Source organism: Intrasporangium sp. (assembly GCF_030452765.1).
In the GTDB taxonomy this organism is placed as follows: domain Bacteria; phylum Actinomycetota; class Actinomycetes; order Actinomycetales; family Dermatophilaceae; genus Intrasporangium_A.
The window spans coordinates 55,405-68,261 of sequence record NZ_JAKDLO010000001.1 but is presented as its reverse complement, the minus strand read 5'-3'; the positions used below and the strand labels follow the sequence as shown (position 1 = coordinate 68,261).

Here is a 12,857-nt window from a genome sequence, read left to right as displayed (position 1 = left end):
GTCAACGGCTACTTCACACACGTGTTCAGTCGGTGATCCCGAACCGCTCGTGCAGCCGGCGCAGGCCCCGCGGTGCCCACCAGTTCCACCGACCCAACACCGTCATCGTCGCCGGAACGAGCAGCAGCCGCACGAGGGTGGCGTCGATGAGGACCGCCGCGACGAGGGCGACGCCCACCTCCTTGATGATGAGGATGTCGCCGGCGATGAAGCCGGCGAAGACGATGACGATGAGCAGCGCCGCGGAGGTGATGATCCGGCCGGTGCGCTGCAGGCCGAGCGACACGGAACGGTCGTTGTCGTGGCCATGGTTGTGGAACTCGGTGATCCGCGAGAGCAGGAACACCTCGTAGTCCATCGAGAGCCCGAAGCCGAAGGCCAGGACGAGGAAGGGCACCATCGACTCGACCGCGCCGACAGATGAGAAGCTGAGCAGCCCCTGCAGGTGGCCGTCCTCGAAGATCCACACGACGACCCCGAGCGCCGCGCCGAGAGAAAGGACGTTCAGGACCAAGGCCTTGATCGGGATGACCACCGAGCCCGTCATGAGGAACAGCAGGATGAACGTGCCGACGACGACGAGGAGCACGGCGTAGGGCGCCCCTCGGGCCATCGAGGCGAGGAAGTCCATCTGGGTGGCGGCCTGCCCGGTCGTCAGGGTCTGGAAGGGAGCCGGCGTCTCGCGGACGTGCTCGACCAACGCCTGGGCGTCGTCGGAGGTGGGTGGCCCGGTCACCCGCACGGAGACGAGCTGATGGTCCGTGCCGAGTGGCCGTACGGACACCGAGGTGACCCCCGGCTCCGACTCGAGCTGCTGTGCCCACGCCGTCACCGCGGCCGGGTCCGAGGAGGCGGCGACGACCGTCACCTCGGGGGAGCTCAGAGCGGGATAGTCACGGGCAAGCTCCTCGAAGAAGACGCGTTGCGGCGCCGACTTCGGCAGCAGCTCGGTGCCCGAGGAGGTCAGTCTCACCGAGAAGATCGGCAGGGCGAGGAAGACGAGGACGGCGGTCACCCCGACGATGACGAGCACCGGGCGCCGCTGGACGGCCCGCGCCAAGGTCGAGAAGGCCCCCTCGTCGACCGTGACCACCCGTGCCCTGCGAGCCAGCTGACGGGCGCCGAGGACGGCCAAGGCGGGCACCAGGGTGATCGCGACGATCAGGGCCACGAGCACCACGGACACTCCGGCCAGACCGATGGCCTTCATGATCTCCGCCTCGAAGACGAGCAGCCCGGACAGGGCGATGGCGACGGTGAGGCCCGAGAACAGCACGGTGCGTCCCGCGGTCGCCACGGTCCGCTCCGTGGCGGCCACGATCTGCTCCTGGGTCAGTCCCCGTCGCTCTCCGCGAGCGAGGGCCAGCTCCTCGCGGAAGCGGCTCACCGTCAGCAGGCCGTAGTCGATCGACAGACCGAAACCGAGCAGGGTGACGATGTTGACCACCGTCGCGTCGAGCTCGATCGTGTGCGAGAAGACGAACAGTGACAGCAGCGCGCCACCGATCGCGGCGATCGCACCGACCACCGGCATGCCTGCGGCGATGAATCCGCCGAAGACGAAGAACATCACGACGAAGGTGAGCGGCAGCGCGATCCCCTCGCCGCGCAACAGGTCCCGCTCGATGGTCGAGGTGATCGCATCGACCACCGGGCCGACACCGCCCACGCTGCCCGTCGCGTCCGGCCAGGCCTCGGGGATCTGCTGCAGGGCGGTCGTGACCTGCTGCGCCGCCGCATCCTGCTGCGCCTTGGTCAGGTCCGCGTCGAAGTCGACGACCGTGACGAAACCGCCCGAGCCGGGTGTGCCACCGGCCAGCAGCGGCGCGGCGGCCGGGTCGTCGAGGCCCTTGGGGGACAGCAGTGGCGAGCGGACCTCGTGCACCCCCGGAATGTCCCGGATCGCGAGCGTGCGGGTCGCGGCTTCCTTGACGGCGGTGGCGTCGGTGAGGTCGGCCCCACGCACCTGGAGCGTGAGGTTGTCCAGGGACGGCTCGACCCGCTCGATGAGGGTGCGCGCCTGCTGGGCCTCGCCGCCGACCGTGGGGTCACCGGTGTGGAGCCGGTTGAACAGCGACTGGCCGGTGACGCCGCCGACCGCCACGACGAAGCACGCGACGGTGACGACGACCCAGCCGAGCAGCCACGTCTTCGGGTGGTGCGCGACGAGCCGGCCGAGCCAGGCCAAGGGCCCCGTGCGGACGTGGTCCGTGGGGGAGGTCGGCTGCTGCACGGGGATAGCCTTCCACAGTGACCTCGGACGACCTGTTCGGTGCCGCGAGCGCGGCGCAGGGGGAGGGGTATGCCGCTCAGCGCGGTGCCGCTCCGCTCGCCGCCCGGATGCGTCCCGCCTCGCTCGAAGAGTTCCGAGGCCAGGGTGACGTGCTCCGCACGGGCAGCCCGGTCCGGCGGCTCATCGAGGGCTCCGCTGGCGCGGCCGGGCCACTCTCGGCGATCATCTGGGGCCCACCCGGCACCGGCAAGACGACGCTCGCGCACCTCGTGGCGACCTCGGCGGACCGCAGGTTCGTCGAGCTGTCCGCCGTCACGGCAGGGGTCAAGGACGTTCGGGCCGTCATGGACGCGGCGGTGCGCGAGCGGGATCTCTACGGCCGGCAGACCGTCCTGTTCCTCGACGAGATCCACCGCTTCACCAAGGCGCAGCAGGACGCGCTGCTGCCCGGCGTGGAGAACCGCACGGTGATCCTGGTCGCGGCGACCACGGAGAACCCGTCGTTCAGCATCATCTCGCCGCTGCTGTCCCGGTCGATCCTCGTGACGCTGACGCCCTTGTCGGACAAGGACATTCGAGAGGTGGTCGACTCTGCCCTGACCGACGAGCGAGGCCTTGCAGCGGAGTTCACGCTTGACGACGATGCCCTCGAGCACCTGGTGCGGGTGGCCGGCGGCGACGCCCGCAGGGCGCTGACCTCGCTGGAGGCGGCCGCGGGAGTGGCCCTGGACGGGCAGCCCGCTGGGCGGCATACCGACGACGCGGTCACGATCACGCTGGGTGACCTCGAGCAGGCCGTCGCCCACGCCGCGGTCCGCTACGACCGGGCGGGGGACCAGCACCACGACGTCGCGAGCGCGCTCATCAAGTCGATGCGCGGCAGCGACGTCAACGCCGCGCTGCACTACCTGGCCCGGATGCTCGAGGCAGGGGAGGATCCGCGCTTCATCGCCCGAAGGGTCGTCATCGCGGCGAGCGAGGACGTCGGGATGGCCGACCCGACCGCCCTGCAGACGGCCGTCGCGGCGATGCACGCGGTGGCGCAGGTCGGGATGCCGGAGGCACGGATCATCCTGGCCCAGGCGGTCGTGCACAACTCTCTCGCGCCGAAGTCCAATGCGGCCTACGCGGGTGTCAACGCGGCCATCGCCGACGTCCGTGCGGGCCGGGGCGGGGCGGTGCCGGCGCACCTGCGCGGCAGCGGCTACGCCGGGGCGGAACGGCTCGGGCACGGCGCCGGATACGTCTACGCCCACGACGAGCCGGATGCCGTGGCGCGGCAGGAGTACCTGCCGGACGACCTCGCCGACGCGAGCTACTACCACCCCACCGACCGCGGCTTCGAGGACCGGCTCCGCGCGCGGCTCCAATGGCTGGAGGGGCGCCTTGGCCGTCGGCCCGATCCTCGGTGACGGCCGGTCCGGGCCACGCGGCCTCCCGAAGATCTTGCAGTCTCCATGCGCCCTTCGGTAACGATTTGTCAACCAGGCGTCCCAATACTTGGATATCCCTGAATCCGTAGGGCAGGATGACGCTCGTCCCGAGGGGGTGGCTGCGGGTCGCCGCATCGCCCCACCCCTCGAGGCCGGTCCAGCGGAACGGGGCCGTCAGGCAGACCCACGAGGATGGGAGACACCCGCAGTGAGCACTGTGCCCGGCCTCGGCGCCGAGACGGAGGAGCTGGCTCGCGAGGCCGAGGAGGCCGAGGCGTCCCACGAACGGGACGACCAGCGAGCCGGCCGGTCACCCGGACAGATCGCGTGGGAGCGACTCAAGAAGGACAAGGTCGCCGTCGTCTGCAGCATCGTCGTCCTCTTCTTCATCCTCGTCGCGATCTTCGCGCCCCTGCTGACGAGCCTGCAGACCGTCGACCCGGTCACCGGCGTCAAGGCCGACCCGTACGCGGTCCACCCCGAGCTCGTCGACCTCAACGGCTTCCCGAAGGAAGGCATCACCAGCTCGCACTGGCTCGGCGTCGAGAAGGGCATTGGCCGTGATCTGTTCGCGCGGTGGACCTACGGGGCGCGCCCGTCCCTGATCATCGGCTTTGTCGCCGCGGCGCTGTCGACCGTCATCGGCGTGACGATGGGCCTGGTGGGCGGCTACCTCGGCGGTGTGATCGACCGGGCCATCTCGTGGGTCGTCGACTTCTTCCTCAGCCTGCCCTTCCTGCTCGTCGTCATCGCTGCGACGCCGATCATCGAGCTGCGCTTCGGAGCCCGGGGCAGTCTCACCGCGGAACAGACCTCGAACATCCGGTTCTGGCTGATCATCTCCCTGCTCGTCATCTTCGGCTGGATGGGGCTGGCCCGACTCGTGCGCGGTGAGGTGGTCAGCCTGCGCGAGCGCGAGTTCGTCCAGGCCGCTCGCGCCATCGGCGTGCCGACCAGGCACGTCCTCTTCAAGGAGATCCTGCCCAACCTCGTGGGGCCGATCATCGTCTCCGCGTCGATCGCGGTGCCGGCCTACATCACCGCCGAGGCGACCCTGTCGTTCCTCGGCGCCGGGCTCGTCGAGCCCACCGCCTCCTGGGGACGCACGATCGCGGACGCCCAGAACTCCTTCCAGAGCTACCCCCTCTGGCTCTGGCCACCCGTCATCGGCATCTCGTTGCTCGTGCTGGCCCTGAGCCTGCTCGGCGACTCGATCCGTGACGCCTTCGACCCCACCACCCGGAGATAGCACCGACCACCCGCCGGCAGCGCCGACCACGCCACCGGCCCATCAGATGTTTCCGGCACAAAGGCCGGGACACGCACAAAAGGGAGCACAACACATGCGCTGGACCAAAGTCCTGACCGTGGGAGCGGCCGCGTCCCTCGGATTCGTCGCGGCCTGCGGCGCGCCCAACCCCTCGGCGGAGACCAAGCCCGGCGAGACGGGCAGCGGGGGCAAGCTCGACCAGGCCTCCTCGGGCCTCATGCCCGACGCCAAGGGCCCCGCGCCCGAGGTGCCGGGGGCCAAGAAGGGCGGCATCCTCACCGTCCCCTACTCCACCACCCCGGCCAACTTCGACCCGAGCGACCAGTACTACGTCGACACGATCGCGATCCTCGGTGTGACGCACCGCACGCTGACCTCGTACTCGGTGCGGGACGGCAAGTCAGTGCTCGTCCCCGACCTCGCCACCGACCTCGGCAAGGTCTCGGACGACGGCCTGAGCTGGACGTTCACCCTCAAGGACGGCATCAAGTTCGAGGACGGCACGCCGGTCACGGCCAAGGACGTCGTCTTCGCGATCAAGCGGTCGTTCGACCCCGACCTGGCGAGGAACGCCCCGACCTACCAGCGCGACTTCTTCAAGGGCGGCAAGGACTACAAGGGCCCCTACCAGGGCGACAAGAACTGGAACGGCGTCGAGGCGCCCGACGACAAGACCGTCGTCATCCATCTCGAGAAGCGCTTCGAGTCGCTGCCCTTCTTCGTGTCCTACCCGCAGTTCTCGCCGATCCCGGAGGCGAAGGACACCAAGAAGAACTACACCCTTCATCCCCTCGCCACGGGTCCCTACAAGTTCGACAAGTACACCCCGGGCTCCGAGCTCACCCTGGTGCGCAACGACCAGTGGGACCCGAACACCGACCCGTCGCGCAACAACTACCTCGACGGCTACCACTTCAAGTTCGGCGTCGACAATGTCAAGGTCCAGCAGGCGATCCTCGCCAGCAACGGCGTCGATGCCACCTCGATGAACTGGGACCCCATCGACTCCTCGCTGATCGACCAGATCGAGGGCCCGAAGAAGGACCAGTTCGTCGAGGGCCCCTCCTCGTGCGTCTGGACGGTCAACATGGTCTCCTCCAAGATCCCGATGGAGGTCCGCAAGGCCGTCGCCGTCGCGTACCCGTTCGACTCGATCCGCAAGGCCGGTGGCCAGACCCCGCACTCGTTCACGCCGGGCACGACCTTCATCCCGCCACAGATCCCCGGCTGGCTCGACTACAAGGGCGTGGACGGTTTCGACGGCACCGGCGACGGCGACCCGGCGAAGGCCAAGAAGATGCTCGCCGACGCGGGCTACGGCCCGGACAAGCCGTTCGAGCTGATCTACTACTACACCAATGACGACCCGACGGCTCAGAAGGTCAACCAGGTCCGCAAGCAGAAGCTCGAGTCGGCCGGCTTCAAGGTCAAGGACATGGGGGTGCCTGCCAAGGACCGCCGTGACCTCTACTCCGACCCGAAGAGCGAACAGAACCTCCTGCAGGCACCGGCCGGCTGGTGCTTCGACTGGCCTGCCGCGGACTCGATCTTCCCGCCCATGGTCACCTCGGTCTCGATGGCCTCGGGCAGCACCAACTGGGGCAACCTGCAGGACCCGAAGGTCGACGCGGAGGTCGCGCGCATCCAGAAGCTGCCGATCACGGAGGCCGGTCCGGAGTGGGGCAAGTTCGACAAGTGGCTCTTCGAGAACTACCTGCCGGCGATCCCCTACCAGTACGACAAGGCCAACTACGTGTTCGGCACCAAGGTCAAGAACGTCGTCAACGACCCGAACCACGGTATGCCGGCCATGACCCAGATGTGGATCGAGCAGTAACCCATCGACAGGGGTCGTCCCGGCCCAGCTCCACGCGGGGCGGGCCGGCTCACCCGGGTGGGGCGCGAGCGCCCTCGCGTCCCACCCATCACGACCACCGGAAGGCACCCTCGTGCTGACGTACATCCTGCGGCGTCTCGGCCTCGCGATCACCGTCATGCTGGCCACCCTCGTCTCCGCGTTCCTCCTCTTCTTCGCCGGCCCCGCCGACCCGGCGCAGGCGATGTGCCCGGAGCAGAAGTGCACAGCCGCCCGGCTCGCCCAGATCCGGGAGAGCCTGGGTCTCGACCGGCCGCTGCCGGTGCAGTTCGCCGAGTACTTCAAGGGACTGTTCGTGGGGCGAGACATTCCCTTCGGCGGCGACACGATCCACTGCAGCGCCCCGTGCCTGGGCATGTCGTTCCTGACGAACCGTCCGGTGTCCGAGGAGATCTTCAGCCGCTTCCCGGCGACCGTGCTGTTGACGGCCGGGGTGGTCGTCGTCATGGTGACCGTCGGGGTGACGATCGGTGTCCTCGCCTCGACAGTCCGCGGCACGGCCCTCGACCGGATCCTCATCGGCGGCTCGCAGGTCTTCGGCGCCATCCCGTACTACGTCCTCGCCCTGATCTTCGCCCTCTACACGACGCGCTTCTACAGCATCCTCCCGCAGGCCGGGTCGATCTCCGACGGCGTCATCCAGTTCCTGCCCGGCCTCATCGCACCCTGGATCATCCTCGGCCTCGTCAGCGCAACCGGGTACACGAGGTACACCCGCAACTCGATGCTCGACAGCCTCTCGATGGACTACGTGCGCACGGCCCGGTCCAAGGGCATCAGCGAGCGCAAGGTCGTCGGCAAGCACGCCCTGCGCGCCGCACTCAGCCCGATCGTGACGATCCTCGGTCTCGACATCGCCGCACTGCTGTCCGGCACGCTCGTGACCGAGCGGATCTTCGAGATCGACGGGATCGGCAAGCTCTCGCTCGACGCCCTCGGCCGGGATGACCTGCCGATCATCCTCGGCACCGTCCTCGTCACCGCCGCAATCGTCGTGACGATGAACCTCATCGTCGACATCGCCTACTCCTTCGTCGACCCCCGAGTGAGGCTCTCGTGAGTGCCGCCATCGCCGACCAACTCCCCGACGCCACGCAGGGCGAGGCCCACCACTCCGGTGACGTCGTCCTCGACGTCAAGGACCTCAGCATCGCCTTCCCGACCGAGGAGGGCGTCGTCCGGGCCGTGTCGAACCTGACCTACCAGGCCCGGCTCGGGCGCACCCTGGCGATCGTCGGGGAGTCCGGCTCCGGCAAGTCGGTCTCGAGCATGGCGGTCCTCGGGCTGCACAACATGAAGCGGACCCGGATCACCGGCAGTATCAAGCTCGACGGCGAGGAGCTCGTCGGCGCCCCCCAGTCGACCTTCCAACGGATCCGCAGCCGGCAGGTCGCGATGGTCTTCCAGGACCCGCAGAGCTCGCTGCACCCCTTCTACAAGATCGGTGACCAGATCGCCGAGGCCTACCGGACGCATCACCGCGTCTCGAGGGCCGTCGGGCGCGCGCGGGCCGTCGAGATGCTCGACCGGGTCGGCATCCCCAACCCGAAGCGTCGCGCCAAGCAGTACCCGCACGAGTTCTCCGGTGGTATGCGCCAGCGGGCGATGATCGCCCTGGGCCTGGTCAACAACCCGAAGCTGCTCATCGCCGACGAGCCGACGACCGCGCTCGACGTGACGGTGCAGGCGCAGATCCTCGACCTCATCAACGACCTGCGCAAGGAGTTCGGGTCGGGGGTCGTCCTGATCACGCACGACCTCGCCGTCGTCGCCGAGACGGCCGACGACATCGTCGTGATGTATGCCGGTCGCCTGGTCGAGAAGGGGGACGCGAAGGAGGTCCTGGCCCACCCGGCGCACCCCTACACCTACGGCCTGCTCCAGTCCCTGCCCTCGCCCACCGAGGAGCAGGAGGAGCTCAAGGCGATCAAGGGCGCCCCGCCGAGTCTGCTCGCGCTGCCGCCGGGGTGCTCCTTCCACCCGCGATGCACCTTCAAGGACCTTGTGGGTGAACGGTGCTGGACCGAGGTGCCCGAGTGGCGTGCTGCCCCGGGCCTGGCCAACCGACAGATCCGGTGCCATCTCGAGGACCCCGTGGGTGCCATCGCCGCGGACGAGGAGGCCAACCGTGGGTGACACGCCCCTGCTCGAGGTCACCGACCTGGTCCGCCACTTCCCGTTCCGTGAGGTCCAGGGCCTGCGGATGGTCAAGGCCAACGTCCGCGCCGTCGACGGAGTGGGCTTCACCGTCTCCCAGGGCCAGACGCTCGGCCTCGTCGGCGAGTCCGGCTGCGGCAAGTCGACGACGGCGCGCCTCGTGACCCGGCTCGACACCCCCACGTCCGGCAGGATCGTCTTCGAGGGCCGGGACATCACCTTCCTCAAGGAGTCCCGGCTGCGCGAGATCCGCCGGGACATCCAGATGATCTTCCAGGACCCCTACTCCTCGCTCAACCCGAGGCACACGATCGGCTCGATCCTCACGACGCCGCTCAAGGTGCACGGTCTGCACAAGGGGCGCGAGAAGCAGCGGGTCAAGGAGCTGCTGGAGCTGGTCGGTCTCAACCCCGAGCACATCAACCGCTACCCGTCGGAGTTCTCTGGCGGCCAGCGGCAGCGTATCGGCATCGCACGGGCGCTCGCGGTCGAGCCGAAGCTCATCATCGCGGACGAGCCCGTCTCGGCACTCGACGTGTCGATCCAGGCCCAGGTGATGAACCTGCTCGCCAAGCTGCGTGACGACTTCGGCCTGGCGTTCATCTTCGTCGCCCACGACCTCGGCGTCGTGCGCCACTTCTGCGACCAGGTCGCGGTGATGTACCTCGGCAAGATCGTCGAGTACGGCGACCGGCACGGCATCTACGAGCGTGCCGAGCACCCCTACACGCAGGCGCTGCTGTCGGCCGCGCCGGACATCAACGTCGCCCGCGGGATCGCGCCGAAGGAGCGGATCCGTCTCGTCGGCGACGTCCCGAGCCCGATCGACCCGCCCAGTGGGTGCCGCTTCCGCACCCGGTGCTGGAAGGCCCAGGAGATCTGCGCGACACAGGAGCCGCCGCTGATCGCCTCGACGAACGACCAGCAGTCGACGGGTGGCCGGGAGCGAGGCGTGCACCTGCAGGCCTGCCACTTCCCGGAGGTCAAGACCGACATCCTCGCGGAGGTCGAGACCCCGGCCTGAGGAGCCGGCCACCTCGCCGACGGTATGCCGCCCTGCTCGCCGAGCTGGGCGGCATACGTCTCGCGGCTGGTCAGGTGGGCAGGTCGGCTAGGGTTGACCATCGCCTCGCGCGTCGAGCGCGGGGGCCTACCGTCCAACAGACCAAGGACCGCCATCGCATGGAAACCGCTGAGATCAGGCGTCGTTGGCTCTCGTTCTTCGAGAGCCGGGGTCACACCGTCGTCCCGAGCGCACCGCTGCCGTTCGACGACCCCAACCTGCTCTTCGTGGCTGCCGGCATGGTCCCCTTCGTGCCCTACTTCGTCGGCCAGGAGACCCCCAAGTGGTCCCGAGCCACCTCCGTGCAGAAGTGCGTCCGCACCCCGGACCTCGACGAGGTGGGTCGGACCAGCCGGCACGGCACGTTCTTCCAGATGAACGGCAACTTCTCCTTCGGCGACTACTTCAAGGAAGGGGCGATCTCCTACGCGTGGGAGCTGCTGACCACCACCCAGCAGGAGGGCGGCTACGGGCTGGACCCCGAGCGCCTCTGGGCCACGGTCTACGAGGACGACGACGAGGCGGTGGACCTCTGGCTGAAGCTCAGCGACATTCCGCGTGAGCGCATCGTGCGCCGCGGCAAGCAGGACAACTACTGGCACATGGGCATCCCCGGCCCAGCCGGTCCCTCCAGCGAGATCTTCGTCGACCGCGGCGCCAAGTACGGCCGCGAGGGGGGCCCGGCCGTCGACGAGGACCGCTACATGGAGGTGTGGAACCTCGTCTTCATGCAGGACCAGCTCTCGGCGGTCCGGGCCAAGGACGACTTCGACGTCGCAGGTCCGCTGCCGGCCCGCAACGTCGACACCGGCATGGGTCTCGAGCGGATGGCCAGCATCCTGCAGGGGGTCGACAACCTCTACGAGATCGACGAGGTCTTCCCGGTCCTCGACAAGGCCGCGGAGCTGGCCGGCAAGACCTACGGGGCCAACCCGAGCCACGTCGCCGCGCAGAGCCGCCCCGACGACGTGCGGCTGCGGGTGGTCGCCGACCACGTCCGCACCTGCCTGATGCTCATCGGCGACGGCGTCACCCCGAGCAACGAGGGCCGCGGCTACGTCCTGCGTCGGATGCTGCGCCGTGCCGTCCGCTCGATGGTGCTGCTCGGCGTGGACGAGCCGACGATGCCGCACCTGCTGCCCATCAGCATGGAGCGGATGAGCCAGTCCTACCCCGAGCTGCGCACCGACTTCGCGCGGATCAGCCAGGTCGCCTACGCCGAGGAGGAGGCGTTCCGCCGCACCCTGGCGTCCGGCACGACGATCCTCGACTCCGCGGTGGGCCGGATCAAGGCGAAACCCCAGGCACCACAACGACTCTCGGGCGAGCAGGCGTTCACGCTGCACGACACCTACGGCTTCCCCATCGACCTGACCCTCGAGATGGCGGCCGAACAGGGCGTCGAGGTCGACGAGCCAGGTTTCCGCAGGCTGATGGCCGAGCAGCGCGACCGGGCCAAGGCCGACGCGCGGGCCAAGAAGACCGCCCACGGAGACACCCACGTGTACCGGCACGTCGCGGACTCCCTCGGCCACGATGTCGAGTTCACCGGCTACGACGAGGTCGTCTCCGAGGGACGGGTCGCCGGCATCATCCGGGACGGGCAGAACGTCGAGATCGCGAGCGCGGGCGATGACATCGAGCTCGTCCTCGACCGCACCCCGTTCTACCCCGAGGGCGGCGGCCAGCTCGCCGACGGGGGGCTCATCGAGCTCGCGAACGGCGCGGTCATCGACGTGCGCGACGTGCAGAAGCCGATCACCGGGCTCATCGTGCACCGCGCGTCGGTGGTGTGCGGCGAGGTGGGCCCCGGCGAGCTTGCGTACGCGAAGGTCGACATCGAGCGACGCCGGTCGATCTCGCGAGCCCATACCGCAACGCACATGGTGCACAAGGCGATCCGTGAGGCGGTCGGCGAGACCGCCACCCAGGCCGGCTCGGAGAACGCGCCCGGCCGGTTCCGCTTCGACTTCAACGCCCAGCACGCCGTGCCGGGGGCGGTGCTCGCCGACGTCGAGGCCAAGGTCAACGCGCTGCTGCTCGACGACCTGCCCGTGCATGCCGAGATCATGTCGCAGCAGCAGGCCCACGACATCGGCGCGATGGCCCTCTTCGGCGAGAAGTACGGCAACGAGGTGCGCGTCGTCTCGGTCGGGGACTGGGCCCGTGAGCTCTGCGGCGGCACGCATGCCCAGCGCTCGGGCCAGCTCGGCGTCGTCAAGCTGCTCGGGGAGTCGTCGATCGGATCGGGGGTGCGCCGGGTCGAGGCGCTCGTCGGCTCGGATGCCTACTCGTTCCTCGCCCGCGAAGCCGCGATCGTCGGGCAGCTCGCCGAGCTCGTCAAGGCGCGCCCGCAGGAGCTGCCGGAGCGGATCGCCGGCATCCTCGGCCGGCTCAAGGATGCCGAGAAGGAGATCGCCGCCGTCCGGCAGGCCCAGGTGCTCGGGGCCGCGGCCGGCCTCGTGGGCAGTGCCCGCGACCTCGACGGCGTCACCTTCGTCAGCCACGACGCCGGTCGCGACGTCACCGCCGACGACCTGCGCGCGCTCGTGCTCGACGTCCGTCACCGCCTCGGCAACGACCGCCCGGTACTCGTCTCGATGGCCGCCGTCAGCAAGGGGCGCCCGGTCGCGATCGTCGCGACGAACGAGCGGGCCCGCGAGGTCGGCCTCAAGGCAGGTGCCTTCGTGCGGACCGCCGCCCAGCAGCTCGGCGGGGGAGGCGGCGGCAAGGACGACATCGCCCAGGGCGGGGGCACGGAGCCCACCAAGGTCTCCGAGGCGCTGGGGGCGGTCGAGGACCAGCTCCGCGCACGGAGTGCGTGA

The 12,857-nt window shown here is 69.3% G+C and carries 8 protein-coding genes; 7 read left to right on the top strand and 1 reads right to left on the bottom strand.

Going from position 1 to position 12,857, the window contains the following annotated elements; all coding sequences use genetic code 11:
* Positions 1-25: 25 nt before the first annotated feature.
* Entirely contained in the window at positions 26-2,233 is a 2,208-nt protein-coding gene (locus tag L0H79_RS00320; protein WP_301482521.1) for an MMPL family transporter, read from the bottom strand.
* Positions 2,234-2,265: 32 nt separating this feature from the next.
* Here L0H79_RS00320 and L0H79_RS00315 point away from each other — a divergent pair, with 32 nt between their 5' ends.
* The 7 genes from L0H79_RS00315 (at position 2,266) to alaS (ending at position 12,857) form a co-directional block, all read left to right on the top strand.
* A complete protein-coding gene (locus L0H79_RS00315) occupies positions 2,266-3,645 on the top strand; it encodes a replication-associated recombination protein A (RefSeq protein WP_301482542.1) in 1,380 nt (459 codons plus the stop codon).
* A 229-nt stretch (positions 3,646-3,874) separates the two neighbouring features.
* Entirely contained in the window at positions 3,875-4,915 is a 1,041-nt protein-coding gene (locus L0H79_RS00310) for an ABC transporter permease (protein WP_301482520.1), read from the top strand.
* 94 nt (positions 4,916-5,009) lie between these two features.
* Positions 5,010-6,773 (top strand): ABC transporter substrate-binding protein, encoded by a 1,764-nt coding sequence (locus L0H79_RS00305; protein WP_301482519.1) that lies wholly within the window; start codon positions 5,010-5,012, stop codon positions 6,771-6,773.
* A 112-nt stretch (positions 6,774-6,885) separates the two neighbouring features.
* Entirely contained in the window at positions 6,886-7,872 is a 987-nt protein-coding gene (locus tag L0H79_RS00300; RefSeq protein WP_301482518.1) for an ABC transporter permease, read from the top strand.
* Positions 7,869-8,948, top strand: a complete 1,080-nt coding sequence (locus tag L0H79_RS00295) for an ABC transporter ATP-binding protein (RefSeq protein WP_301482517.1) — start codon at positions 7,869-7,871, stop codon at positions 8,946-8,948. The genes L0H79_RS00300 and L0H79_RS00295 overlap by 4 nt, the downstream gene beginning before the upstream one ends.
* Positions 8,941-9,993 carry an ABC transporter ATP-binding protein gene (locus L0H79_RS00290; RefSeq protein ID WP_301482516.1) on the top strand — a complete coding sequence of 351 codons (1,053 nt, stop codon included), beginning with the start codon at positions 8,941-8,943 and terminating at the stop codon, positions 9,991-9,993. Before L0H79_RS00295 ends, L0H79_RS00290 begins: the two co-directional genes overlap by 8 nt.
* A gap of 158 nt (positions 9,994-10,151) precedes the next feature.
* The gene (gene alaS, locus L0H79_RS00285) at positions 10,152-12,857 is read left to right on the top strand and encodes an alanine--tRNA ligase (RefSeq protein WP_301482515.1); all 2,706 of its coding nucleotides are present in this window, start codon (positions 10,152-10,154) and stop codon (positions 12,855-12,857) included.

Excerpts from the sequence above, each read along its gene's own strand:
- alaS (WP_301482515.1), top strand. The coding sequence starts at position 10,152 with ATGGAAACCGCTGAGATCAGGCGTCGTTGGCTCTCGTTCTTCGAGAGC.
- L0H79_RS00305 (WP_301482519.1), top strand. The coding sequence starts at position 5,010 with ATGCGCTGGACCAAAGTCCTGACCGTGGGAGCGGCCGCGTCCCTCGGA.